25 protein-coding genes are annotated in these 26330 nt (G+C 48.0%); 10 read left to right on the top strand and 15 right to left on the bottom strand.

The window, feature by feature from the left end; genetic code table 11:
* Position 1 precedes the first annotated feature (1 nt).
* The 5 genes from fabD to ACBP46_RS08225 all read right to left on the bottom strand — a co-directional run bounded on the left by fabD (position 2) and on the right by ACBP46_RS08225 (position 3861).
* Entirely contained in the window at positions 2 to 937 is a 936-nt protein-coding gene (fabD, locus tag ACBP46_RS08245) for an ACP S-malonyltransferase (RefSeq protein ID WP_371016257.1), read from the bottom strand.
* Between the two features lie 46 nt (positions 938 to 983).
* On the bottom strand, positions 984 to 1958 hold the full coding sequence (locus ACBP46_RS08240; protein WP_371016256.1) for a beta-ketoacyl-ACP synthase III: 975 nt from the start codon (positions 1956 to 1958) through the stop codon (positions 984 to 986).
* A 24-nt stretch (positions 1959 to 1982) separates the two neighbouring features.
* A complete protein-coding gene (plsX, locus tag ACBP46_RS08235; protein ID WP_371016255.1) occupies positions 1983 to 3062 on the bottom strand; it encodes a phosphate acyltransferase PlsX in 1080 nt (359 codons plus the stop codon).
* A gap of 38 nt (positions 3063 to 3100) precedes the next feature.
* Entirely contained in the window at positions 3101 to 3283 is a 183-nt protein-coding gene (gene rpmF / locus ACBP46_RS08230; RefSeq protein ID WP_077733664.1) for a 50S ribosomal protein L32, read from the bottom strand.
* Positions 3284 to 3345: 62 nt separating this feature from the next.
* On the bottom strand, positions 3346 to 3861 hold the full coding sequence (locus ACBP46_RS08225; protein ID WP_371016254.1) for a YceD family protein: 516 nt from the start codon (positions 3859 to 3861) through the stop codon (positions 3346 to 3348).
* 95 nt (positions 3862 to 3956) lie between these two features.
* On the opposite strand from ACBP46_RS08225, the gene ACBP46_RS08220 reads away from it, so the two are divergent.
* From ACBP46_RS08220 to ACBP46_RS08210, 3 genes are read left to right on the top strand one after another with little or no spacing between them, the layout of a single operon-like run.
* Positions 3957 to 4556, top strand: coding sequence for a Maf family nucleotide pyrophosphatase (locus ACBP46_RS08220; protein ID WP_371016253.1), 600 nt, complete (start codon positions 3957 to 3959; stop codon positions 4554 to 4556).
* A complete protein-coding gene (locus ACBP46_RS08215; protein WP_371016252.1) occupies positions 4549 to 5265 on the top strand; it encodes an SAM-dependent methyltransferase in 717 nt (238 codons plus the stop codon). The genes ACBP46_RS08220 and ACBP46_RS08215 overlap by 8 nt, the downstream gene beginning before the upstream one ends.
* Complete coding sequence (locus tag ACBP46_RS08210) at positions 5258 to 6073, top strand: N-acetylmuramoyl-L-alanine amidase (protein ID WP_371016251.1); 816 nt, start codon at positions 5258 to 5260, stop codon at positions 6071 to 6073. The genes ACBP46_RS08215 and ACBP46_RS08210 overlap by 8 nt, the downstream gene beginning before the upstream one ends.
* A 44-nt stretch (positions 6074 to 6117) precedes the next feature.
* Here the strand turns inward: ACBP46_RS08210 and ACBP46_RS08205 are convergent, their stop codons facing one another.
* Both ACBP46_RS08205 and ACBP46_RS08200 read right to left on the bottom strand, forming a co-directional pair.
* Positions 6118 to 6777: an HAD-IA family hydrolase gene (locus ACBP46_RS08205; protein ID WP_371016250.1), complete on the bottom strand. Its 660-nt coding sequence runs from the start codon at positions 6775 to 6777 to the stop codon at positions 6118 to 6120.
* Positions 6774 to 7742, bottom strand: a complete 969-nt coding sequence (locus ACBP46_RS08200) for an RluA family pseudouridine synthase (protein WP_371016249.1) — start codon at positions 7740 to 7742, stop codon at positions 6774 to 6776. The genes ACBP46_RS08205 and ACBP46_RS08200 overlap by 4 nt, the downstream gene beginning before the upstream one ends.
* A gap of 482 nt (positions 7743 to 8224) precedes the next feature.
* On the opposite strand from ACBP46_RS08200, the gene ACBP46_RS08195 reads away from it, so the two are divergent.
* Entirely contained in the window at positions 8225 to 11458 is a 3234-nt protein-coding gene (locus ACBP46_RS08195) for an Rne/Rng family ribonuclease (RefSeq protein WP_371016248.1), read from the top strand.
* A 57-nt stretch (positions 11459 to 11515) separates the two neighbouring features.
* On the opposite strand, the gene accD is transcribed toward ACBP46_RS08195, so the two are convergent.
* The 4 genes from accD to ACBP46_RS08175 all read right to left on the bottom strand — a co-directional run bounded on the left by accD (position 11516) and on the right by ACBP46_RS08175 (position 16861).
* On the bottom strand, positions 11516 to 12391 hold the full coding sequence (gene accD / locus ACBP46_RS08190) for an acetyl-CoA carboxylase, carboxyltransferase subunit beta (RefSeq protein WP_371016247.1): 876 nt from the start codon (positions 12389 to 12391) through the stop codon (positions 11516 to 11518).
* A gap of 98 nt (positions 12392 to 12489) precedes the next feature.
* Positions 12490 to 13311, bottom strand: a complete 822-nt coding sequence (gene trpA / locus ACBP46_RS08185; protein ID WP_371016246.1) for a tryptophan synthase subunit alpha — start codon at positions 13309 to 13311, stop codon at positions 12490 to 12492.
* A gap of 20 nt (positions 13312 to 13331) precedes the next feature.
* Positions 13332 to 14531 (bottom strand): tryptophan synthase subunit beta, encoded by a 1200-nt coding sequence (trpB, locus tag ACBP46_RS08180; protein ID WP_371016245.1) that lies wholly within the window; start codon positions 14529 to 14531, stop codon positions 13332 to 13334.
* Positions 14532 to 14647: 116 nt separating this feature from the next.
* A complete protein-coding gene (locus ACBP46_RS08175) occupies positions 14648 to 16861 on the bottom strand; it encodes a RelA/SpoT family protein (RefSeq protein ID WP_371016244.1) in 2214 nt (737 codons plus the stop codon).
* A 93-nt stretch (positions 16862 to 16954) separates the two neighbouring features.
* Here ACBP46_RS08175 and ACBP46_RS08170 point away from each other — a divergent pair, with 93 nt between their 5' ends.
* Positions 16955 to 17464 (top strand): flavodoxin family protein, encoded by a 510-nt coding sequence (locus ACBP46_RS08170; protein WP_371016243.1) that lies wholly within the window; start codon positions 16955 to 16957, stop codon positions 17462 to 17464.
* Here ACBP46_RS08170 and pncB read toward each other — a convergent pair.
* Positions 17461 to 18645, bottom strand: coding sequence for a nicotinate phosphoribosyltransferase (gene pncB / locus ACBP46_RS08165; protein ID WP_371016242.1), 1185 nt, complete (start codon positions 18643 to 18645; stop codon positions 17461 to 17463). The two genes, ACBP46_RS08170 and pncB, sit on opposite strands and share 4 nt — an antisense overlap.
* Before the next feature lie 237 nt (positions 18646 to 18882).
* Here pncB and fdxA point away from each other — a divergent pair, with 237 nt between their 5' ends.
* From fdxA to ACBP46_RS08140, 5 genes are all read left to right on the top strand, one after another.
* A complete protein-coding gene (fdxA, locus tag ACBP46_RS08160) occupies positions 18883 to 19206 on the top strand; it encodes a ferredoxin FdxA (protein WP_371016241.1) in 324 nt (107 codons plus the stop codon).
* 36 nt (positions 19207 to 19242) lie between these two features.
* Positions 19243 to 20466 carry a polyhydroxyalkanoate depolymerase gene (locus tag ACBP46_RS08155; protein WP_371016240.1) on the top strand — a complete coding sequence of 408 codons (1224 nt, stop codon included), beginning with the start codon at positions 19243 to 19245 and terminating at the stop codon, positions 20464 to 20466.
* A gap of 47 nt (positions 20467 to 20513) precedes the next feature.
* On the top strand, positions 20514 to 21140 hold the full coding sequence (locus ACBP46_RS08150) for an RnfABCDGE type electron transport complex subunit B (protein ID WP_371016239.1): 627 nt from the start codon (positions 20514 to 20516) through the stop codon (positions 21138 to 21140).
* Positions 21141 to 21152: 12 nt separating this feature from the next.
* Complete coding sequence (gene nth, locus ACBP46_RS08145) at positions 21153 to 21800, top strand: endonuclease III (protein WP_371016238.1); 648 nt, start codon at positions 21153 to 21155, stop codon at positions 21798 to 21800.
* 79 nt (positions 21801 to 21879) lie between these two features.
* Positions 21880 to 22566, top strand: coding sequence for an ATP-binding cassette domain-containing protein (locus ACBP46_RS08140; RefSeq protein WP_371016237.1), 687 nt, complete (start codon positions 21880 to 21882; stop codon positions 22564 to 22566).
* Positions 22567 to 22630: 64 nt separating this feature from the next.
* On the opposite strand, the gene ACBP46_RS08135 is transcribed toward ACBP46_RS08140, so the two are convergent.
* The 3 genes from ACBP46_RS08135 to ACBP46_RS08125 are packed head-to-tail and all read right to left on the bottom strand — an operon-like array spanning position 22631 to position 26264.
* A complete protein-coding gene (locus ACBP46_RS08135) occupies positions 22631 to 23386 on the bottom strand; it encodes an ABC transporter ATP-binding protein (RefSeq protein WP_371016236.1) in 756 nt (251 codons plus the stop codon).
* Positions 23387 to 25222 (bottom strand): branched-chain amino acid ABC transporter ATP-binding protein/permease, encoded by a 1836-nt coding sequence (locus tag ACBP46_RS08130; RefSeq protein ID WP_371016235.1) that lies wholly within the window; start codon positions 25220 to 25222, stop codon positions 23387 to 23389. It lies immediately after the preceding gene.
* Between the two features lie 4 nt (positions 25223 to 25226).
* Positions 25227 to 26264 (bottom strand): branched-chain amino acid ABC transporter permease, encoded by a 1038-nt coding sequence (locus ACBP46_RS08125; RefSeq protein ID WP_371016234.1) that lies wholly within the window; start codon positions 26262 to 26264, stop codon positions 25227 to 25229.
* Positions 26265 to 26330 lie beyond the last annotated feature (66 nt).

Genomic DNA, 26330 nt, shown 5'->3' with positions numbered 1-26330 from the left:
GTTAATTTTGTAAGCTTGTTAAGACGTGCTCAAGCGAAGCCGGATCGTTAATAGATAAGACTATCATATCTTTATCGATACGCTTAACTAAGCCGGAGAGAACTTTACCTGGACCACATTCTACAATGTGGGTGACCCCTAAGGCACGCATTTTCTCGATGGTTTCCACCCAACGAACAGGATGCCAGGCTTGGCGCTGTAGCGCTGATTTAATGGCAGTGGTTTCGTCCGGATACGCCACATCTACGTTATTAATGACGGGAATTCGGGGTGCATCAAGCTCGATATGATTTAGTGCTACCGCTAATACATCCGCAGCAGGCTCAAGTAGACTTGAGTGAAAAGGAGCAGATACAGGCAGCAATACAGCGCGACGGGCACCAGCGGCCTTAGCAAGCTCACAGGCACGTTCTACAGCCTCTTTGTGGCCTGCAATTACAATTTGACCGGGCGCATTAAAGTTAACAGGCTCTACAACCTGCCCTTGAGCAGCCTCAGCGCACACGTGACGAATTTGCTCATCGTTAAGATTAAGCACGGCCGCCATTGCCCCTACGCCAACAGGCACAGCCTCTTGCATTGCATTAGCACGAATACGCACTAGCTTCACGGCATCGGCTAAACGCAACACACCCGAAGCGGTTAAAGCGGAATATTCACCTAGGCTATGACCAGCAACTAGATCTGGCAATGCCCCGCCTGCTTCGATCCATGCATTAAACATGGCAACCGCAGCAAGCAACATGGCCGGCTGTGTATTGGTAGTTAAATTAAGATCTGTATCAGGCCCTGTAGCAATTAAGTGACCTAAGTCTTGGCCTAGAGCCTGATTGGCGGTTTGAATGGCGGTTTGGACCGCTTGGTTATCAGACCATGCATCAAGCATGCCCACCGACTGGGAGCCTTGACCTGGAAATACGAATGCAATTTTTTTCATGTGTTTGACTGTAAAAATAACTGCTGTTTAGCCTAGCATAAATTGCCTAAACACGCGCTAGGATAGAACCCCAAGTAAAACCGCCACCAACGCCTTGCATCAGGACAGTTTGACCGGCTTTAACCCGGCTATCTTTGCGGGCTGCGTCTAAAGCTAAGGGCACACTCGCCGCCGATGTGTTTGCATGTTTATCTAAAGTGATAACCACTTTCTCGTTGGGAACACCTAGTTTGCGGCCAATAAAATTAATAATGCGCACATTTGCTTGATGGGGAATGAGCCAATCGACTTGGTCCATTGTCAGTCCGGCCTGAGCCACGACCTCTTGACCCGATTTGGTCAACGCATTAACAGCAAATTTAAATACAGCCTGACCATCCATACGCAAGAAAGGATCACCCACCACCTTGCCATAGGAAACATTTCCAGCTGCGCATAATATATGGCTTTGACTGCCATCTGCTTTAAGTTGGGTTGCCAGTAACCCGGGTTCAGACGATGCGGCCAGCACCACTGCGCCCGCCCCATCGCCAAACAACACACAGGTGCTACGATCTTTCCAGTCTAAAATGGAAGAGAACACCTCTGCACCAATGACCAAGGCTTTGGTGGCATTACCTGCCTTAATCAGGGCATCAGCAGTTGTTAATGCATAAACAAAACCGCTGCAAACCGCCTGTACATCAAAAGCGGCCCCACCAGAAATGCCGAGCTGGTTTTGAACTAAGCAAGCCGTACTTGGGAATACAAAATCAGGCGTAGATGTGGCAACTACTATTAAGTCGATCTCAGAGGCATCTATACCCGCATCTAACAAAGCAGCCTGAGCAGCTTGTGCTGCCAGTTGGCTTGTGGTGACACCGTGCTCTGCAATGTGTCGCTGCCGTATTCCTGTGCGCTCCATAATCCATTGATCAGAAGTCTCGATACCATCTTGAGCCAGTTGAGCAGCTAAATCGTCATTGCTAACAACATGAGGGGGCAAGTAGGAACCAGTACCTATTATTTTGGTATATGGCATTGTGAAATCCTTGATATGCTGCGCTTATAGCGCAGGCTCAGACTGCGTGTCCAGAGGAAGCTCTTTGCCGTTTTGCGTTTCCAGTTGGTGGCGCAAGCGGTCGATGGCTTCGGTCGTTCCGGTAAGTAAACCATTTTTCACCGCATCTCGAGCGCGTTGAAGCGCGTAGCCGTAAGCATAAGCATCGGCAGAGCCGTGACTTTTAATTACGATACCACGTAACCCAAGTAGTGCCGCGCCGTTGTAGCGGCGGTTATCGACACGATGCCCTAAACGGCTTAGGACTGGCTTGGCGACTAGACCCGCCGCCATAGACAAGCTGTTGCGGGTGAACTCTTCGCGCAACATAGAGGCGACCATTTTGGCTAACCCCTCTAGGGATTTCAAGACCACATTACCTACAAAGCCATCGCACACTACAACGTCTACGGTGCCCTTGCAAATATCATCGCCTTCTACGTTGCCGTAAAAGTTCAACCCGCTGTGACGCAACAACTCGGCAGCTTGACGCACTACCTCGTTGCCTTTAATGACCTCTTCACCAATATTGAGCAAGCCTACCGAAGGGCTTTGTTGTTTATCTACGATGGAGGCCAATGCCGTGCCCATAATGGCAAACTGCAATAAGTGCTGAGCACTGCAGTCCACGTTGGCACCTAAATCAAGCATGGTTGTCGCGCCCCCTTTCTGATTGGGAATGGAGGTCGCAATGGCCGGACGACTAATGCCGTCTAAGGTTTTAAGCACGTAGCGAGAAATCGCCATCCATGCACCTGTATTACCGGCCGAAACACACGCGTCAGCAAGCTCATCTTTTACTAACTGAGCAGCGACGCGCATTGAGGAATTTTTTTTGCGCCGTAGTGCGACCTCGACCGAATCATCCATAGTGATGACCTCAGAGGCATGTATGACTTCGTACCAGTTACGATCGGGACCACGATGCTGTTGCAAATGAGTTGCAATGGCTTCTGTGTCACCAACGAGCAAGCACAAAACATCCTCGTGTTGCTGAGCGAACTGAGCGGCAGCAGGAATGGTTACAGCCAAACCTACATCGCCCCCCATGCAATCGATGGCGATACGTATAAACGGATTAGACATGTGAAACGCAACGGCGCATTAAACGACGACGCAAAGAATTAATCGTCGTTTTTAGTTTGTAGCACTTTACGACCACGGTAAACGCCGTTAGGGCTGATGTGGTGACGCAAATGTAGCTCGCCTGTAGTGGGCTCGATTGCAGTTGCAGGACCGGTTAAGGCATCGTGCGAACGACGCATGCCACGACGAGACGGGCTCTTTTTGTTTTGCTGAACAGCCATGATGACTCCTGTAAACAGGGCAGATCGATAAATCAGCCCCGTAAATGAAAAATAAAATAAATTTACGATTTTTTAAGTTGGCTGAGGACGGCAAAAGGATTGGGCTTTTCGTCTTCGGCCTCTTCGTCTTGGATAGCGAGCGCCTCGGGTAGGTGAGGACACTGAGTGTGACGCGGAACGTAGGGTAGGCTGAGGATCAGCTCGTCCTCGACCAGATCTAATGCATTGATCTGCACCGTTCCCAATATACGCTCGATGGCATCGGGATCGTCTGCGTCTATGTCTAACTCTAGTTCGTTAGCCACCACTAGAACCTGATTTTTAGCATCGATAGCATAGTCAAAATCTTGCATACAACGCTGGCATGTCAACACTACAAAGCCTGTCAAGGTAATAGTTAAAAACTCTTGACCTGCTGTATCGACGCTACCTTGTACGGACCAACTTAAAGACTGGCCTTTTTGCTGAGGCAAGCCCTCTAGGGCACGTTTAAAATCAGAAATCGGGTTTTGGGCTGCAAACACTTCACCGTTGCGAGTGAACGCCGCAGTATCTAATAGATATTGTGTTGGCTGCAAGGCAAGTATTTCCAATAACGAAGAAAAAGGGAGATAATAACGCGTTGACCTTTAGCTAGTCAAACACTTCACTCATTTTACACCACAAAGCGATTATGCGTCTTATTCTGGCCTCAAGCTCTATTTATCGCCGTCAACTTCTAGAGCGCCTTCGTCTTCCCTTTGAAGTACTTGCTCCTGATGTGGATGAAAGCCCCTTGCCCAACGAGCACCCCGAGCAACTGGCTTTGCGTCTAGCCACGTGCAAAGCACAGGCTATAGCAGCCCTGCACCCCCAAGCCATTGTGATTGGCTCGGACCAAGTGGCTGCACTGGGTTTTCAAAGCCTAGGCAAGCCTGGCAGCCATTCTCTGGCCGTAGCACAACTCAAACAACTTCAAGGCCAAAAGGTTGTTTTCCACACTGCTTTATGCGTGGCACAAAACACACACTACCAAACCGTCAATGTAAAAACCACCTGTTATTTCCGCTCATTAAGCGATCAGGAAATAGAAAATTACTTGACGCTTGAACAGCCCTACGATACAGCTGGTAGTGCCAAAGCAGAAAGCTTAGGTATCAGTCTGATGCAATCCATGCAGTCAGATGACCCCACCGCAATTATAGGCTTGCCACTTATTGAATTAGCTCGTTTGTTGCGCGAACGAGGCGTGAATCCCCTTCTGAATCCACTTTCTTCTGTGCACCATGACTAAAACATTACATTTACTACCCGTTCCATTAGGTGATAGCGCCAATGCTTTGTGGTTACCTACTGCGGTACAAAATCAAGCGGCTCAGTTACGTTGCTTTATTGTGGAAAACGCCAAAACAGCACGCGCTTTTTTAAAACAAATGGGAACCCAACACGCTTTACAAGACATCACCTTATTTCAACTTGATAAGCACAACAGTTCTAAACAACAAATCCAACAATGGTTGCAAAGCCCAGAAGCTGCCAACGGCATTGGCCTGATGTCCGAGGCCGGCTGCCCTGCCGTAGCAGACCCCGGCGCTCTAGTAGTAGCCATGGCGCACGATTTAGGCTTTACGGTCAAACCCTATGTGGGCCCCTCATCGATTTTATTGGGCTTAATGGCCAGTGGTCTTGATGGTCAAAATTTTTGCTTCCATGGTTATGTACCTCGCCAGTCGGACGATCAGGTCCGCACCTTGAAGCTCTGGGAGCAACAATCTAAAAAGCTCAACCAGTCCCAGATTTTTATTGAAACGCCCTATCGCAACCCAGCTTTATTTGATAGTCTACTCAAACACTTAGCTCCTACTACGCGCTTATGTGTGGCTCGAGCCTTAACCACTGCCGACGAATGGGTACGCACTCATACTGTCAGCCAATGGCGCAACCAGCCCGCGCCAGAACTCAACAAGCTTCCCACCTTATTCTTATTTCAAGCTCATGCGTAACGCATTACGTCTTAGTTTATTAACAGGGGTATGTATTTTGGTCAGTGCATGCAGTGGCTTAGCGCCCCAACCCGACTATGTGTTAAACACAGACTTTGAAGCACAAGGGCAAAGCAGCCGAATCCGTCATATTGTGATTCACTATACCTCCAGCCCATTTCCAGTCGCCTTAAAAACCCTAACCGAACAAGACGTTAGCAGCCATTATTTAATTTCAGATACTACTAGACCAGTGGTGTATCAGCTGGTTGATGAAAACCGGCGCGCCTGGCATGCAGGCCTAAGCTCATGGTATGACTACCCCGATATCAACACCAGCTCTATAGGTATAGAATTGGTCAACGAAGGCCGTCGCCCAGACCTAAGCTGGGCACCGTATACACCACAGCAAGTCGATACCTTAATTGCTTTATTACGCGATTTAGTTGCAAAGCACGCTATCACCGCAGAGCATATTGTGGGACACAGTGATATTGCGCCACAACGTAAAATCGATCCAGGCCCGCTATTCCCTTGGGAACAGCTAGCACAAGCGGGTTTAGGTCGTTGGTTTGATGCTGCGACAGCACAACACTTTGCTGATTACTATGCCGCCGAAGGTTTACCTTCGGCGTTGGAATCACAACAGCTATTACAGCAAATAGGTTACCGAATCGACCTCACAGGGCTATGGGATGATGCCTCCATCAATGTTTTGCGAGCTTTTCAAATGCACTACCGGCCAGCTCGCTACGATGGTATTTTAGATACTGAAACCGCAGGCATTCTACGCGCTTTACAACAGGGTGCTGCGCCCAATGAGTCCTAAGCCTTAGCCTATAAAAAAACTGGCTTTACGCCAGTTTTTTATTGCTAGTCTTTTAAGCGACTAATTATCCACTCGTGCATTTCCGGCACTGAAGTCACAATAGCAGTAGGTTCAGATTTTTCCAAAGTAGGTACATCGTGCGCACCATAGGTAACCGCCAAACAATCCATGCCTGCATTATGCGCCATGTAGGTATCGTGGGTGGTGTCACCAACCATCAGTACATTCTCGGGCTGCAGATCAAGTTCCCATAGGATTTCTTGCAACATTAATGGATCGGGCTTGCCACGCGTCTCATCTGCACAGCGCGTAGTTGTAAAGTAATGCGCTAAATCGACCACTTTTAAAACGCGATCTAAGCCTAGACGGCTTTTGCCAGTAGCCACGCTAATGGGCACCACGCGATCACGCAGTTGATCTAGCATGGGGACAGCCCCATCAAACATTTTAATGGTCGCATCCCGCTGAAAGAAATGGTGACGGTAACGCTCTAAGAATTGCGGCATTTGCTCTGCTGTTAGCTCGGGAACGGCTCTATACAACCCACTTTCTAAAGACAAGCCAATAATCCAACTGGCCTGCATAGTTGGGGGTACAGGTAGACCTAAGTCCGCACTAGCCAGCTGAATAGATTCAATAATAGAGTGCGTGGAATCCATTAGGGTGCCATCCCAATCAAAAATGACCGCATCGTAGTGTTTCAACAGTTTTTCTCCAACGTAGTAAGAATTTCAGTACATGCTTGAGGCAAAGGAGCCTCGAGCTCTAGCCATTGCTCGGTTACGGGATGTCGCATACGAAGTCGTACCGCATGTAAAAACATGCGCTTAAAGCCCCATTGAGCAAACTGCGCACGAACCGCATCAGAGCCGTATTTATCATCGCCCACAATAGGGAAGCCTTCGTGTGCCAAGTGCACACGAATTTGGTGCGTACGCCCTGTCTTTAGCTCGGCCTCAACCAAACTATAGTCACCATAGCGTTGTAATAAGCTAACAATAGTATGAGAGGGCCTGCCCTCGGCATCCACCCGCACCCGACGCTCTCCGGATGCAGTCATCCAGCGCAGCAAAGGGGCTTTTAAATGCTGACGGTCATTGACCCAATCCCCTTCGACTAAGGCTTGATAGAATTTTTCTATCTGACCCTCTCTAAACATATCATGGATGGCAACCAACGAGCGTCTACGTTTAGCGATAATTAATAGCCCTGAGGTATCGCGATCGAGGCGATGACCCAATTCGAGTAATTTTTGCTCTGGGCGCGCGGCACGCAACTGTTCAATCACACCAAAAGACACCCCACTTCCGCCATGTACCGCAACCCCTTCGGGTTTGTTGATAACTAATAAGTAATCGTCCTCGAACACAACCGGAAACTGCGCTGGCGGCACGCGTGGCGCGGCTTCAGGGTCGGGCATGCGCATAGGCGGGATACGCAGCACATCACCCTCTTGTAAACGGTACTCGTTTTTAACGCGACCTTTATTGACTCGAACCTGACCACTACGTATGGCTTTATAGATGTGGCTTTTCGGCACACCTTTGCACTCCCTAACCAAGAAATTATCGAGTCGCTGCCCCGCCCATTCTGGGCTAATTTCTAGTATCCGTACCTGCGGTATGGTCTTTTTCACTGCTAATGGTTTTCTCATACTCAAAAGAGGCATATAATCGCTTCAGCCTATGGGAACTGTGACACCGCTAGACGTAGAGATGCAAGGGTGCGTCTCCGCTAGCCGTAAAAGTATTTATTGTAATACGTATTGTGCACAGTTTTCGGGTCATAAGGTCGTCGGAGCAACACTCTGTATAGACGCGGTTAACTAGTTCCGCGCGCACTTATTGTGTTGATTACCGCGTGCGGCACTCCTCATTCTGCAAAGTTGTCGCTGTAAAAAGAATTTAGCACCCGTTGTATGTGACCCATACAACGGTGGTTCCAGCAATTTATTGATATTGTCTAACACTATTGTGAATATGACCCCCCTGCTGATAGAACTGCGCCCTGTGAAACGCGCTGTGCCCATTCGACTAAGTGTGGGCAGCATGTAATTGCCCCCGCTTTCGCAGTGATTGTAGTGCCCCACACCGAGTGACCCGCGGTCGCGCGCCGATTGTCTGCGCGCCATGACTACGGAGAATAACACTCATGAAACGCATGTTATTTAATGCAACACACCAAGAAGAACTACGTGTTGCTATTGTTGATGGTCAAAAACTGATTGACCTCGACATTGAAGCTGCCGGTCGAGAACAACGCAAAGGAAACATTTATAAAGGTGTTATCACTCGTGTTGAACCTGGACTTGAAGCATGTTTTGTAAGCTATGGCGAAGACCGCCATGGCTTTTTGCCTTTTAAAGAAGTCGCTCGCTCTTATTTCAAAGAAGGCGTCGATGTACGTAATGCTCGAATTCAAGATGCATTGGTTGAGGGTCAAGAACTCATCATCCAAGTAGAAAAAGAAGAACGCGGCAACAAAGGGGCAGCCTTAACCACTTTTATCTCTTTAGCGGGTCGTTATTTAGTACTCATGCCTAATAACCCCCGCGGTGGCGGCGTATCGCGTCGCGTAGAAGGCGAAGAACGCCAAGAGCTGCGCGAGGCCATGGACCAACTCAAAGTTCCACAAGGCATGAGCATTATTGCGCGCACAGCCGGCATTGGACGTAGCGTTGAAGAGCTGCAATGGGATTTAAACTATTTGCTACAGCTTTGGGCTGCCATTGATGGCGCGGCCAAGGAAAATCAGGCCCCTGTTCTTATCTACCTAGAGTCCAGTCTAGTTATCCGTGCCATTCGTGATTATTTCTCTCTAGATATTGGTGAAATCCTCATCGATACGGATGATATCCACGAACAAGCCACCGCTTTTATGAGCTTGGTTATGCCCGATAACGTCAGTCGCGTCAAAATGTACCGCGATGACATCCCTTTATTCTCACGTTTTCAAATAGAAAACCAAATTGAAACGGCGTATTCACGTACTGTACAGCTACCTTCAGGCGGTGCAGTTGTCATTGATCATACCGAAGCACTAGTCGCTATTGATGTTAACTCTGCACGCTCTACGCGGGGTTCCGACATCGAGGAAACCGCCCTACGTACTAACCTCGAAGCCGCAGATGAGGTCGCGCGTCAGTTACGCTTGCGAGATTTAGGTGGTCTAATCGTGATCGATTTTATCGACATGGAAGACAATAAAAACCAACGTGCTGTTGAGCAACGCTTACGCGACGCTCTGCACCTTGATCGCGCTCGTGTGCAAATGGGCAAAATCTCACGTTTTGGTCTCATGGAGCTATCACGTCAACGTTTACGCCCTGCTCTTAACGAAGGCTCGCACATTACCTGCCCACGCTGTACCGGTACAGGTGTGATCCGTGATGCTGAGTCCAGTGCGTTGCACGTATTACGCCTGCTCCAAGAAGAAGCCATGAAAGAAGGCACTGCCGCCATTCATGCACAATTGCCGGTCGATGTAGCCACTTATCTGCTCAATGAAAAACGCAGCGATGTAGCGAAGATTGAATCACGCTTAAACGTCAATCTCACCCTTATTCCTAATAAGTCTCTAGAAACCCCCCATCATATTATCGAGCGCTTACGGCACGATGATCCCCGTCTAGAAGAGCTACGGTCCAGTTATCAACAGGTCAAAGTTGAGGAAGAAAGCACCTTAACACCACACCGCACCCATGAAATCAAGCCACGCCCTGTAGCGCTAGTAAAAGGGGTGACTCCTGCTCAACCCGCGCCTATGGCAGCGGTTGAAAAACAAACCCAAGTCAACCTGCTGACGCGTTTAAGCTCTTGGATTAAAACCTTATTCGCTAGTCCTGCTCCTACGGAAGAAAAAGCAGCCAAGCCAAAACCTGAACCACAAAAACGTCAGCGCCAAGCGAAAAATGAACGTCGTCCTCACGACCGCCAACGACAAAATCGCAATAAGAACGAGCGCCGCCCTGACCCCACCGACCCTAAAGCAGTAGTGGAGTCTGGACGCCCAGTGCGCAATCGTCGTGCCGCCAAACCCACAACGGATACCGTGGTAACGCCAGACAGCAGCCCCGAGGTCGATCAATCAGCGCAGCAGCCAGCACAAGCTGAAAGCAACAACCGCCGCCGTCGTCGCAGCCCACGCAATCGTCGACGTGAAAACGTGGCTACAGATGAACAAAACCTGCAACAAAGCGCCGCTTTGAACGAGGTCAGCGAGCAATCCAAAAGCCCTGCTCCCGTATCAAAGCCATCAAAGCCAATCGAAGAGCCTATTGATGAAACAGCACCGGTTGAAGAGCTAAACACTGAGCAGACTGCCTCTGAGCACGATGATGAGCAGCCCACTGAGCGCCGCCGCAATCGCCGCCGCCGCAGTCGTCGTAGTCGTCGCCCTAGCGAAGAAACCAATGTAGAAGTGGAGTCCACAGAACACATTGAAGAAAACGCCTCTCAGTTTGTTGCCCATGAAACGCCACGATTCGACGCCTCTGTGCTAGAGGAAGAGCAAACATCTAGTGCTACTGACGTACCGACTTCACCCGTAACTGAAACCGCTAGCTCAACAGAGGACTCTGACACAACCGTCAAGCCAACCCCTGTTTCTAGCAATGATTTCGTTGCAAGTGAGCCCACCGATACAGTGGTCACAGAAACCAGCCCAACAGTCCAAACTGCTGACAGCCTCACACCAGAAACCCCTAAGGATGAGGAATTGCATGCTGAGTTGGCTGACGCAGGTCTAGAGTTAATCCAAACTCAGACTTCTGCTATACCAGAGCCTGAGGCACCTACCCAACCTCTAGGCCGTAATCCACGGTCTCGTTGGGCTGAGCCCGTCGCACATGAGCCATTAGTCATGGTTGAGACAGGCAACGCTCCCGTTCCTGTTGCCACAGAAGCAGCAGAAGCTCCTCAGTCAACAGAAACAGCAAAAAGCGTATCAGAAGCAACCCAAGCTGTTGAGTTCAGTCCTGAGTCAGCAGAGACCACGCCTACTGCTGCACAAGACCTTTCTGCAGTTGACGAAGCTGATGCTACGCCAAGTTCTCCTGTAACGGATGAGCTCTTAACTGATGAAGCAACTACGCCTACTGAAATCACCTCAGTTGCTGACGCAGCCATTGAAGAGCCTAGCCCCCAACAGCAGACAGAGATCAGCGCAGAGCCTTCCCTAGCTCAAGCCCCACAATCCACGGCTCGTTTTGATCCAGCACAACTACAAGCCGAACTGGAAGCTGCGGGTCTAGAGTTGGTGCAAACTCGCGCAGACGCTATCGTAGAAATCAAACAGCCCACTGTGCCTCTTGGTCGACCACGTCGTACTGTACCTCAAGTAACCCAAACAACACTTGAGCAAATCGAGACACAAAAGCAAGACTGATTACGTTAAGCAAAAAAAAGCCGGGATCGCATCCCGGCTTTTTTTGTAGTCGCTTAATTAACGCGCTTGCACTGCTTCTGCAGGCTGACGCATCATTAATGCCATCAGCTCAGCAAGCTCTTTGCGCATTTCTCGACGGTCTACCACCATGTCAATAGCACCTTTCTCTAAAAGGAACTCAGCGCGCTGAAAGCCTTCGGGTAGTTTTTCTCGTACTGTTTGCTCAATAACACGTGGACCAGCAAAACCTATCAACGCATTGGGCTCGGCAACCACCACATCACCCATAAATGCAAAGCTGGCAGATACCCCACCCATTGTTGGGTCAGTAAGCACACTAATAAAGGGCAGACCGGCCTCAGAAAGCTGCACCAGCATCGCGTTTGTTTTAGCCATTTGCATTAAAGAAAATAAGCTTTCCTGCATACGTGCACCACCCGAGGCGGCCACACACACAAAAGCAGAGCGAGTCTGAATGGCTTCTTGGACACCACGCACAAAGCGTTCGCCCACTACTGACCCCATGGAGCCGCCCATGAACTCAAATTCAAAACACGCTACAACAGCAGGCATGGATAATATCGTACCAGCCATGACCACCATCGCATCTGTCTCGCCAGTAGCTCGAGTCGCTTGTGTCACACGGTCGGGGTACTTTTTCGTATCACGAAACTTTAATGGATCCATGGGTCGAATTGTTTGACCAATTTCTACACGGTTATCCGTATCTAAAAGAGCATCAATGCGGCCCCGTGCATTTAAACGCAAGTGATGGTCACACTTGGGGCAGACATTTAAAGTAGCTTGCAAATCCTCTTTGTAGAGCACCGACTCGCATGAAGGGCACTTCACCCAAAGTCCTTCAGGAACGCGTTTGCTACTGCCATGATCTCGGTTAATTCGAGGGGGTAATAATTTTTGGATCCAGCTCATTGGGTAATCCTGTTGAAGGGGTTTTAGGGCACACCCTAAAACCACTACTAGCTAAGTACATAAAATACTGAGCTAAAAAAGGTTATCAAAACAAAAGTTTAAGCAGATAGGGATTGGCTTACGCTTTGGAGCCACTGAGCAGCAGCATCAATGGCGCGTTGATCATCCCCATGTTCGGCATAAGATTGCTCTAGGGTTTCAATTAACTTGCTGCCAATTACTACTGCATCAGCCACCTCTGCCACTTTTTGTGCGCTTTGAGCATCACGAATACCAAAACCCACCCCAACTGGAATGGTGACATATTCACGGATGCGTTTAATTTGCTGAGCAACGCTTTCTACATCTAAGGCTGCAGAACCCGTCACTCCTTTTAAGGACACATAATAAACATAACCGCGCGCGATGTCAGCAATACATTGCATGCGCTCCTCTGTTGAAGTGGGAGCCAGCAAGAAAATAGGATCAATGTGATGTTCACTTAAATAGCGAATGTAGTCCTCGCTTTCCTCGGGCGGATAGTCGACGGTTAATACCCCGTCTACGCCAGCTGCACCAGCGGCGGCAGCAAAAGTCTGTTGTCCCATGGCCTCGATTGGGTTGGCATATCCCATTAATACCACAGGTGTCTGCTGATCGGTTTCTCTAAAGGTGGCGACTAACTCGAGAACTTTACTAAGTGAAACACCTCTGCTCACTGCGCGCTCTGCAGCACGCTGAATAACAGGGCCATCGGCCATTGGGTCGGAAAACGGTACGCCAAGCTCAATCACATCGGCCCCCGCTTTGACCAAAGCATGCATAAGAGGCACAGTAATACTTACTGAAGGATCGCCGGTTGTTATATAAGGGATAAGCGCTGCTCGTCCGTTAAGGCGCTCAAAGGCCGCCTTTAATCGTTGGTTAGATGTAGTAGACATAAAATTAAGGCCACAAAAAATTAAAGGCTGATGCCACTGTGCTCGGCAACAGTATGCATATCTTTATCGCCTCGACCAGACAAGCTGACTAAAATAATTTTGTCTTTAGCTAAACTTGGTGCCATTTTCGCAGCCTGAGCAATAGCATGAGAGGACTCTAGAGCAGGCATAATGCCCTCGATACGACAACAGTTATGAAACGCTTGCAATGCCTCGTCATCGTTAATAACCTCGTACAGTGCGCGTTTTGAGTCTTTTAACCATGCGTGCTCGGGTCCAACCCCAGGGTAGTCCAGACCTGCCGAAATAGAATGCGTAGCTTGAACCTGACCAAACTCATCCTGAAGCACATAGGTTCGGTTTCCATGTAAGACACCAACGCGCCCGGCGTTAAGCGAGGCTGAATGCCTTAATGTGGTTAAGCCCTCGCCTCCTGCTTCTACCCCAACTAATTGGACTTGGGGCTGGTCAATATACGGGTAAAAAATACCCATGGCGTTAGAGCCACCGCCCACGGCTGCCACGATGTAATCAGGTTGACGGCCCGTTTCCTCTGGCATTTGCTCTAAGCATTCTGTGCCAATGACCGACTGAAAATCGCGCACCATGGCTGGGTAAGGATGAGGCCCAGCAACAGTGCCAATAATATAAAATGTATTTTCTACGTTGGTGACCCAATCACGCATGGCTTCGTTTAAAGCGTCTTTTAAAGTACAAGAGCCAGAGTCAACCGCCACCACGGTTGCACCTAATAGTTTCATGCGATAGACATTAGAGGCTTGACGCTTTACGTCCTCGCTGCCCATATACACCACACACTCTAGGCCATAACGAGCTGCCACAGTTGCCGTTGCAACCCCATGTTGACCTGCACCTGTCTCTGCAATAATGCGGGTTTTACCCATACGTTTGGCTAAGAGTATTTGACCAATACAGTTGTTCACCTTATGAGCACCTGTGTGATTTAAGTCTTCACGCTTAAACCAAATTTGTGCGCCACCTAGTTGCTCCGACCATCGTTTAGCATGATACACAGGCGACGGACGCCCTACAAAATGCTTTAATTCGTAGTGAAACTCTCGTAAAAACTCGGGATCATTACGATACGTATCGTAGGCCTCACGCAGCTCAGCTAGAGCATGTACTAACGTCTCTGCGACAAAAGACCCACCAAAAGGACCAAAATGCCCTTTCTGATCGGGATAACTATAGGTAGTCAAAGTAATACTCTCTGTTTTTTAAAAATTCAAGATGATCATGATTAAGGTCATAATTTTATCAGTTTAACGCTAAGACCGATGAAGAACCAATACTGCTCTGCCTAGCTAGACTGACACTACTGACGCACAGCACGCACGCCTGGAATATCCTGCAAAGTACTGATAGTGCGTTGAATTTGCTCGCCGTCTTTGACCTCGATGGTAAAAAGCAGTTGAGTTAGTGACCGGCGGCTTTGGCTGTTTACCCCTACGACATTCACACGTAGTCGAGCAAAGACTTCGGAAATATCCCGTAATAAATTAGGGCGCTCGGAGGCACTGACTAATAAGTCAATAGGATACAAGGCATCACCTGTATCACCCCAGTCTACATCTATGGCTCGCTCAGGCTGGGCTGCCACAAGACCTAAAAATGATTTACAGTCGCTGCGGTGAATAGATACACCTCGGCCCTTGGTAATATACCCACTAATACTATCAGGTGGAGCAGGCCGACAGCAACGCGCCAATTGTGTCATAAGCGAGTCTACCCCAACCACCAATACCCCGCTACGACCCGTGCGCGTCACACTAGCCGCATTGGCATTAAAAATTTTAGTCGTCGTAGATGTTGCTGCACTATCACTAGAAACCTTAAACGCATTTTCTATATGACGCAGACTAAACTCGTCTTTGGCTACCGCTATATACAAGTCATCAGCGCGAGCAAAATTTAATTTCTGCGCCAGCTGTTCTAAGTTAACTGCTGTTTTGCCTAAACGCTGTAGCTCTTTTTCCACCAGAGCTTGCCCTTGGCTGATGCGTTGTTGCAACTCAACGGCATTAAACCAAGCTCGCACTTTGGCACGAGAGCGGGGACTAGCTAAAAAACCAAGTTGAGGATTGAGCCAGTCTCTGGATGGACCGCCTGATTTAGTGCTGATAATTTCAACGGTTTGCCCTGTTTTTAGTTTAGTTAGCAGAGGCACCATATGCCCGTCTACTTTGGCTCCACGACAACGGTGCCCTAAGTCGGTATGCAAGTAGTACGCAAAATCCACAGGAGTCGCCCCGTAAGGTAACTCAATGACTCGGGCTTGGGGAGTAAGCACATAAATATGTTCGGGAGCGGACTCCACCATAGCCGACGCCTTATCATCGGTGGTGTGATCCCATGCTAGGAGCTGCCGCATCCAGGCAATTTTTTGCTCCTCAGCAGAGGCAGATACTTGCCCTCCTTTTGCGCCAGCCTCTTTATAATGCCAGTGCGCTGCCATCCCAAACTCGGCAAAATGGTGCATTTCAGCGGTACGAATTTGAATCTCAAAGGTGCGCCCTTCCTCGTCGGCCACTACGGTATGCAGTGATCGGTATCCGTTAGGTTTAGGTCGAGAAATGTAATCATCAAACTCGTTAGCTATGGGTGTCCACATAGCATGAATTAACGCCAACGTGCTATAGCAGCTGCGCTCATCGTCCACAATAACGCGCAATGCTCGAATATCGTAAAGCTGGTCAAAACGCAAATTTTTATTGCGCATTTTGTTGTAAATGCTGTAGATATGCTTGGGACGCCCATTAACCTCGGCACGAACCCCCATATCGAGTAGGGCTCGAGTTAAAGTCTGCACAATGTGATCAATAAACTGTTCACGTTCAGCCCGTTTTTCCTCGAGCTGTTTTGCTATGGCTTTATAGGTATCGGGCTGCATAAACCTAAACGCCAAGTCCTCCATTTCCCATTTAAGCTGCCAAATCCCAAGGCGGTTTGCCAACGGTGTATATAGCTCCATGGTTTCTTTAGCGTAATCATACGGGCATGGTGTTTTACTAAACACAAACCAGCGCAACGTTTGTAGGCGTGAAGCCAAACGTACCAGCACAATACGCAAATCCACTGCCATAGCTAAAAGCATTTTGCGCTTCATTTCTTTTTGATCGGTGCCTGTGGCTGCTTGATCATGAGCTTTAGCGGCTAATACGCCCAGGTCATACAGGGCTCGTGCGCCCCCCACCATGGTGGCGACTTGCGAACCAAACTCGTTTTTCAGAACCTCGTGTTTCAGCTGGTCTTTGGTCTCGAGCACCGCTAACAATGCACAAATGCGAGTGTGAGCATCGGCATTTAAATCATGCAAAATACCAAGCACCGCTGCCGTATGTGAGTCTAAGGGCTCGCCGGCTGGGGTATACAAACCATGGATTAATGGTTCTGCTCGCTTTACAGCCGAAGCAAGCATTTCCTGTTGAGGTGCGGGTAAGTCTGCCGACACGTGACGAAGCCACTCGGCAGTGAATGGGCTACTGGCCGTTATGGCTGACTGAGGCTGATCGGGAATAAAGCTAGACATAACGATGGAGATGAAATAAGTTGTTTTATACGCAAGTTATCGTACTTTATGTACCTGACTCGACACCCTATTACGATATACACAGGAATTATTGTGCGTTTACTTATTGTATGGCATTCCCGCACCAGTGCCAGCCAACAACTGGCTTTTTTTGCTGCTGAGGGCGCTAAAGAGGTGCTGGACGAGTTACAGCTACGCTCCCGCTGCAGCATCATCTGCCTACCAGCTGATCAAGTGCAGGCATACGATTTGCTTAATGCCTCTGCTTATTTATTTTGTGCGCCAGAAAACCTAGGCAGCCTAAGCGGGGAAATGAAAGCGTTTTTCGATCGTAATTACTATGCGGTTTTAGACCAACTGAATGGTCGCCCTTATAGCGCTATGATTAGTGCAGGCAGTTCAGGTACCGGCGCAGCAAAACAACTAGAAAGCATTTGCACAGGGTGGCGCTTGCAACGTATTTATCCCACCGCCATTGTTCTTTTTGACGCTCAGTCACCTGCGGCTATTCTCGCTCCTAAAACACTTTCCCCTCAGGCTATTGCTCAGGCCAAAGAGCTGGGCGGACTCTTAGCCGCCCAATTAAGTCTTCAGTTAAACTAATTATCTATAACCTCTGGCAAATTAAAGACTTGACGCAAATAAGCCAAATAGGCGGGATCATCACACATGGTTTTACCCGGTGTATCTGACACTTTAGCCACAGGCTGTCCGTTACAGCGCACCATTTTCATTACCACCTGCAAAGGCTCATACCCCAAATCATTAGTTAAGTTTGTGCCTATACCAAACGCCAATTTGCAACGACCAGCAAAATGCTTGGCTAGCTCAATGGCCTTAGGGAAATTCAAACCGTCAGAAAAAATCAAAGTCTTTGTACGAGGATCCACACGGTTTTGTTGATAATGAGCCAATAAGCGCTCGCCCCAAACAAAAGGGTCTCCTGAGTCATGCCGCGCGCCATCAAACAACTTACAAAAATACATATCAAAGTCATTTAAAAAGGCCTCTAAACCATATACGTCGGACAAAGCAATCCCTAAGTCACCCCTATACTCTTTGGCCCAGACCTCGAACGCGTAAATTTGTGAATCACGTAAACGCGGACCAAGAGCTTGGCAAGCTTGAAGGTATTCGTGCGCCATAGTGCCTAAAGGCAATACACCATGATTTTTTGCCATGAGTACATTGCTTGTTCCTGCAAAATGAGAACCCATGGTGGCTTTAAGCGTAGCAACGACCTCGTTGTGCCATACCTTTGAAAAACGACGACGTGTGCCATATTCGGCAATTTTAAAGTCGCTAAGGTCAGCGTCCGTTAACACGAGCTCCATTTTGTTTTTGAGGCGACGACGCCCTTCTTCCCAATCGGGTTGAGGTTGTGTGTTTCTAAAGTACACCTCGTTTACAATAGCCAGTACAGGAATTTCAAATAAAATAGTATGTAACCAGGGCCCTTCTACCTCTATGCTCAACTCGCCTGGTTTGTCACCATAATCCACTCGTATGCAACGCTCAGGCAACTGGAACAAACCTAAAAAGTCAGCAAAATCACTTTTGATAAAACGCAGCTGTCGCAAATAATTCAGCTCGTCCTCGTTAAAGCGAAGCTGACACAACGCTTTAATTTCTTGGCGAATTTCATCAATATAAGGATGCAAATTGATATTAGGTGTGCGGCATTGGTAGCGATATTGCACCTGAGCGGCTGGAAAATGATGTAGCACCACCTGCATCATGGAAAACTTATATAAATCTGTATCTAGCAAAGAGGTAATTATCATCGCCACACCACCTAATAAAGGAAAAAAGCAACACCACACCAACGTGGTGTTATGTATGTTTTATGCCAAGGCACAGCACTAAAGCGCTACACTTTAGTTTAAATTCAAACCTATGCCTATATATTCGTTAAAATAGTTAACTTGGTCTACAGGAAAGACTCTTTTTTTACTCTTTCCCTCAAAGACCATTCTTATTTATCTACTTTTTGTTGCCTTGATTCAAGCTGGAGCCTCAAAATGACACACGTCGTCACCGAAAACTGTATTAAATGTAAATTTACCGATTGCGTAGATGTTTGCCCGGTGGACTGTTTTCGCGAGGGCCCAAATTTTCTTGTTATTGACCCTGATGAGTGCATTGACTGTGCCGTCTGTATTCCGGAATGCCCAGCCAACGCCATTTATGCTGAAGAAGATGTGCCAGCAGACCAAGTCCACTTCATTGAACTCAATGCAGAACTTACCCCAGTCTTTGGTATGATTAACCGATCAAAAGATCCACTTCCTGATGCTGACAATTGGAACGGGGTGCCCGATAAACTACAGCACCTAGAGCGTTAAGAGTCAGTCTAAAACCTCACAAGGGATTACGGCCTCATGTTGTATGATCTACACGAGCTACAACGCTCTTTTCTGTCGCCATTAGCGACTTTTTCAAGCCATAGTGCACAACTTTTAACTAATCCATATAACCCATGGGCCTATACTCCCATATCAAAGCAGTTAGCAGCCGGCTACGAGCTGATACATCGCCTAGGTAAAGAGTACGAAAAACCGGAGTGGGACATTAACGCGTTGCGTAGTCCCAACCAACATATAGCTGTTAATCAGCATACGGTGTATTCCACGCCTTTTTGTCATTTGGTACGTTTTAGCTTAGCACACCCCCCAGCAGCTCCTAGACCCACGGTTTTGTTGGTTGCTCCGTTATCTGGGCACCATGCCACCTTATTACGGGACACGGTACGTACTTTACTGCAAGATCACGATGTCTACGTAACCGACTGGGTTGACGCTCGTATGATCCCACTTGCAGCGGGTTCGTTTCACTTAAATGATTATGTACGGTATATCGAGGACTTTTTACAGTTTTTGAATACAGATGTGCATGTTATTGCTGTGTGCCAACCCACCGTTCCTGTATTAGCTGCAATATCATTAATGGCTGCTAAGGCACACCCCAACCCACCCAAAAGCTTAACGCTAATGGGTGGGCCCATTGACGCACGTCAATCACCGACCCAAGTCAACCGCCTAGCCACAACCAAGCCATACAGCTGGTTTGAAGATCATTTAATTCATCGCGTTCCAGCACGTTATATGGGCGCTGGCCGACGTGTTTACCCCGGTTTTTTACAACATGTTGGTTTTGTGGCTATGAACCCCGACCGACATATGTCATCGCACTACGACTTTTATCAGCACCTAATTAAAGGGCAAGATAACGATGCCCAAGCTCACCGTCGTTTTTATGATGAATATAATGCCGTGTTAGATATGCCTGCTGAATTCTACCTTGATACCATCAAAGTGGTTTTCCAAGACTATGCATTACCTAAAGGCACATGGTCTATTGATGGACAAAAAGTAGATCCGGCCGCCATCACTCATACTGCGCTGCTAACTATAGAAGGTGAACTTGATGATATTTCAGGCTTAGGTCAAACTGAAGCCGCACAACACCTTTGTCAGCACATTCCTCAGTCTAAAAAGCGCCACTATATTGCCCAAGGCAGTGGTCATTATGGTATTTTTTCTGGCCGCCGCTGGCGCCAACATATTTACCCACAAGTTAAAGCTTTTATTCAACAACACGCCTAGACCTTAAATCTGCGGCCACAGAGGGCTAAGCCCTCTTTTTTTGTCACATGAATACTCACGCCCTAATCCAAAAGATAGATGCTGTTTTACCGCAAACTCAATGTACCCGTTGCGGGTATGATGCCTGTTTGCCCTATGCGCAAGCTATTGCTATAGATAACGAGGCGATCAACCGTTGTCCTCCTGGTGGGGATGCTGGCATCCAAGCCCTAGCAGCCCTAACCCAACAACCGATTCAAGCGCTTGACCCCGAGTGCGGTGCTCATACAGCCCCAACGGTAGCACTCATTGATGAAGAACACTGCATAGGTTGCACCCTGTGCATTCAAGCTTGCCCGGTCGATGCCATCGTGGGCGCTAATAAAAAAATGCATACCGTATTAAGCGATCGCTGTACCGGCTGTGATTTATGTCTTGCTCCGTGTCCTGTAGATTGTATTACTATGGTGCCAGGCCCTGCTGTGTGGACAGTTCATCTTGCCAACCAAGCTCGCGATCATTTTAACCAGCGCCAAGAACGATTAGCAGAAAAACACGGTGAGGCGACTGGCGTTGCCGCTCGTGTTTTAGCTAACAAACCCAAGGTCAGCGCACAGGCTGACTCAAGCACACACCGCGCTGCTACTATTGCTGATGTTTTAGCCAAAGCACGTGCACGTCGTCAATCACCCTAATATATTGCTTTCATGAATCGTCAAATCCGTACTGAAATTTTTGAACGCTTTAAAGCTGCAAATCCACATCCCACCACCGAGCTTGAGTATGAAAACACCTTTCAATTATTGATTGCTGTTATTTTGTCAGCGCAAGCCACCGATGTGTCTGTGAATATTGCCACCCGACGCTTTTTTCCTACCCACGGTAGCCCCGAGGGTATTATTGCACTGGGATTAGAAGGATTAACCGAGTGCATTAAAAGCATTGGGTTATACAAAACCAAAGCCAAAAATGTAATGCGGACCTGTGAGTTATTAATTGAAAAGCATCAAGGAGAGGTGCCTAATACGCGCGAAGCACTGGAAGCTTTACCTGGTGTTGGCAGAAAAACGGCAAATGTGGTTTTAAATACAGCATTTGGCCTACCTGCTATGGCAGTAGATACACACATTTTTAGGGTATCCAATCGCACGGGTATAGCCAAAGGCAAAAACGTGCGCGAGGTTGAGGATCGTTTGATGCGTCTGGTACCAAGCGAGTTTTTGTTGGATGCGCATCATTGGTTAATTTTGCACGGACGCTATGTATGTGTTGCCCGCAAGCCCAAATGCCCTGAATGCGGTATTTCAGACCTATGCGAATTTAAAGAAAAAATCACTTTACAGCAAACTAAGTAAAACCCTCATAGCCGTTCCCTATGCTGCACCGCATAATAGGACTTACTCAGGACTATTTTGTCTCTAAAGGGGAACCGTTATGCATAAAACGGCTTTAGAAGTTCGCAATCTGCACACCTGGAATAATCATCAACCGATTATTCAAGACCTAAGCCTGTATGCCAAACAAGGCGAGATGATTGCTTTGGTTTCTAACTGCAAAAGCACTCAGTCCTCTCTTTTGGAAAGCCTATTAGGTATTAACCAACACCGTAAAGGCTCCATACGCATCCACCAAACGGAAACTATTCACCTTAGCTCCAAGCAAATGACATGGTTAGGTGTTGCCTTTTGCTCAAAAGCCATGGGCCTAGATTTAGATTTAAGCTGCGAAGAAAATCTTCTTTTGCCCCTGTCCGGCCTTAGTCTGGGTGGTGGCTTATCCTTAACCGAAATCTACGATCTTTTTCCTTTACTCACCCTCTATAAAGACGCCCCTTGTTCGCGGCTCAGCCCAGGCGAACAACATCTTTTAGCCTTAGCTCGCGTGTTGCGTACTGGGGCCGATATCATTATTTTTCACGATTTGCACATTGATATTTGCCCTGCCATTTTACCTCATGCCATCAAAGTGCTTACGCAATTAAAAAACCGCGGATACACCCTAATTCTTAACGAGTCGGATAAAAATTTTGCCGCTAATTTGGCTGATAAGATCTATTGTTTACAAAACAATGACGTGCGTCTTTCCGTTATCCACCAACGTGCTCACCCTATCTCGGATTAGCTCATATGTTTTACCCATCTAGACATAAAAAAACGGTGCTGTAACTGCACCGTTTTTAGTGAGCTTAATCATCCTCGCTACGATCTTTATTACCTAGACCCAAATAGCTTTCAATTACTCTGGGGTTATCGCTTAACTCTGCAGCCTGCCCCTCTAGAATAATTTCCCCCGTCTCTAACACATAGCCATAATCGGCCACCTGTAAAGCAGCACGGGCATTTTGCTCGACCAGCAAAATCGACACACCTGAGCGCCGTAAGCGTGCAATAATCAAAAAGATTTCTCGCACAATACGTGGAGCCAAGCCCAAACTGGGCTCATCTAGCATAAGTAGCTTGGGTCGTGACATTAAAGCTCGCCCTACAGCCAGCATTTGACGCTCCCCTCCGGATAAGGTTCCTGCTTGTTGGGTACGACGTTCTTTTAAACGAGGAAATAGCTCATACACCTCGTCCATGGTATCCCGCCATCCACTGACGCGTTGACGATATAGGCGAAAGCCGCCAAGCAGCAAGTTGTCCTCGACCGACATACTGGCAAACAACTCACGACTTTCAGGTACTAAACAAAGCCCTTCGCTAACACGACGCTCTACCTGCCACCCAGCTAAATTGCGGGCATCGTAAGTAACTAACCCCTCATTACGACCATTGGCAGGCAAATTTCCCATAATGGAGTTCAACATGGTGGACTTGCCTGCACCATTGCCCCCAATTACCGTTACGATGCTGCCTGGGTTCACTACAATATTGGCATTGTTTAAGGCGGTGACTTTGCCGTATTGGGTGTTTAAATTTTTAACTTCTAATAAAGGCTGCATTTACACCGCCTCCTTATTTGGATGAAGGCCTGCTAGCTCGTTCTCATCAAAATCGTCATCAATCCCACCTAGGTAGGCTTGAAGCACAGCCGGGTTTTGTTGGACTTCCTGAGGTTTGCCTTCGGCAAGCTTGGTTCCAAAGTCCATCACTACCAAGTGATCAGTCAAGTTCATCACAAAGTCCATGTCATGCTCAACCAACAAAATACTCATTCCTTCGGCGCTAAGCTGATTTAACACGTGAGCGAGCTCTTGCTTTTCTTTGTAACGTAAGCCTGCTGCTGGCTCGTCTAATAGTAACAACACCGGGTCAGCCGCCAAGGCACGCGCAATTTCCAAAATACGCTGTTGACCTAGGGCTAGGTTACCCGCTTCTTCGTATAAATAATCACCCAAACCAACACGCTGTAACTGCACCGCTGCCTCATGCAATAGCTCGGCTTCGCTGCGACGCTCGGCATGCAATGCGGCCGCAACCACACCTACGTCACGGCGCAAGTGTGCGCCCAGAGCGACGTTTTCTAATACGCTCATGGTAGGAATAAGTTGCACGTGCTGGAAAGTACGGCCAATACCAAGACGAGCTATATCGCGAGCACGCAACTTATCAATACGCTGCCCTTCAAAACGGATATCGCCACTTGTTAAGGGCAACACACCTGTAATGAGGTTAAAGGTGGTGGACTTACCCGCGCCATTAGGGCCGATTAACCCCATAATTTCGCCAGCGTGTAATTTGAAGCTAATGTCATTAACCGCTACCAAACCACCAAACTCTTTACGTGCTTTATCAAGCTCTAGGATAAGCGTACCTTTTTCTGGACGTGGACGTTGCACCAGGGGCTCGGCCTGAGCAGGGGCTTTGAGCTGATCTTTTTTAGCGCCACCGCCCAGGAGCTGACCAATGCGAGCAAATAAAGGCCAAATCCCATTGCCGGCGTATTGCAGTATAAAAATCATCAAAATGCCAAATACGATTAGCTCAAAGTTAGCCGTGGTATCAAAAAGACGAGGCAAGAGGTTTTGCAATTGATCTTTTAGCGTCAGAATGAGTGCAGAACCCACTACCGCGCCCCAGACACTGCCTGCCCCACCAACAACAGCCATGAATAAATACTCAATACTGTAATTCAGACCAAATGGGCTTGGGCTAACAGCACGCTGTAAATGGGCATATAACCAACCAGATACACACGCTAACAGCGCCGCATACACAAAGACAATGACTTTGTAGTTGGCCATGTTTACCCCAAAGGACTCCGCCATATTGCTACCGCTTTTGAGTGCTCGAATAGCGCGCCCAGGGCGAGAGTGCAAGAGGTTATATGTCACCCATAAACTGCCTAAGACAAATATCCAGACCAAATAATACATATTTCGGCCTGCCCCCAATGAAATCCCAAAAATGGAAAGTGGAGCAATACCAGAAATACCGTCGTGTTGACCTAAAAAGCCAAGATTACCGAATAAGTAATACAACGATAATGACCAAGCAATGGTACCGAGTGGTAGATAGTGACCGGACAACCGCAAAGTGATCGCACCAATAATAGTGGCAAACACAAAAGTCAGGGCAAGAGCTACCCACAACGTAAGCCAAGGCGACCAGCCTAGCTTGGTTGTGAACCAAGCAGTTGTATAGGCACCAATGCCCACAAAAGCAGCCTGACCAAAGGAAGTGAGCCCCCCTACGCCAGTTAACAACACCAAACCAAGAACCACAAGACTGCTCAAGCCAATGTAATTCAGTTGAGTAATCCAAAACTCGGGTACCAGACTAAGTTGTGGCAATATGGCCAATACGCCCACCACAACAACTAAAAGTAAGCGATTCATGTCCTTAGTCCTCATCGTCTACAGGACGCACACCAAAAGAGCGCCAGAGTAAAACGGGAATAATAAATGTAAATACGATGACCTCTTTGTAGGAGCTAGCCCAGAAAGAGGAAAAGGCTTCGAGAATCCCTACAAAAATAGCGCCTGCTGCAGTAAGGGGGTAGCTTGCAAGCCCACCCACAATGGCAGCCACAAAACCTTTCAGGCCAATTAAAAAGCCAGTGTCGTAATAAATAGTAGTAACTGGAGCGATGAGCATCCCTGACAAGGTACCGATTGCTGCCGCTAAAGTGAAGGTAATACGACCTGACATTAGCGTGCTAATGCCGACTAAGCGTGCGCCACGTCGGTTCACTGCCGTGGCTCGCAAGGCGCGACCGTATAGCGTGCCACCAAAAAATAGCCAAAGCGCCCCAATTAAAATAGCCGCTGCGGCAAGAACAAATAAGGTTTGTGCCGACCACGCCATACCCAATAGCTCGACCTGACCGGTCATGAAAGGAGGGGTACGCCAGCCTTCTGCACCAAAGAAAACCAAACCTAAACCAGTTAAGGCAAAGTGCACCGCTACGGAGGTAATCAGCAGAACCAAAACACTGGCCTCAGCGACACGCTGATACACCAAACGATAGATCATGGGCCCCATTGGTACTACCAGAGCCATAGAAAATATCACCTGCAACCATAAGGAAGTGTCTTTTTGCAAAACTAACGGCAAACAATAATACAAAGCCGCAGGTAAAGCTAAGGTCCATAGCGCTGTACGCCATAGCCCGCCAAATAGCTTAGCTCGAATAGCACAGCCTAGCTCTAGCAAAAAGACCAACACGCCCATAATGAGCAAAAGATGCACAGTACCAGGTACCTGACCATTTACTAAAAACGCTAAGGTCAACGCACCAAAAGTAACAAACTCACCTTGGGGAATAAAAATAACACGAGTGACGGCAAACACTAGCACCAAAGCCAGACCAAGCAGAGCATAAATCGCTCCGTTCAAGAGGCCGTCCTGCAGTAATATCAGAACTATCGTTGAATCCATTTCGGATGCACCATGACAACACACATAAAAAATCAAAGGTTAATGTAACCAATGATCAGGCTAGCC

This window comes from Paenalcaligenes hominis (assembly GCF_041359055.1).
Classification (GTDB): Bacteria; Pseudomonadota; Gammaproteobacteria; order Burkholderiales; family Burkholderiaceae_B; genus Paenalcaligenes; species Paenalcaligenes hominis_A.
The sequence above is the reverse complement of the archived record's forward strand: the minus strand, read 5'-3'. Positions and strand labels throughout refer to the sequence as shown.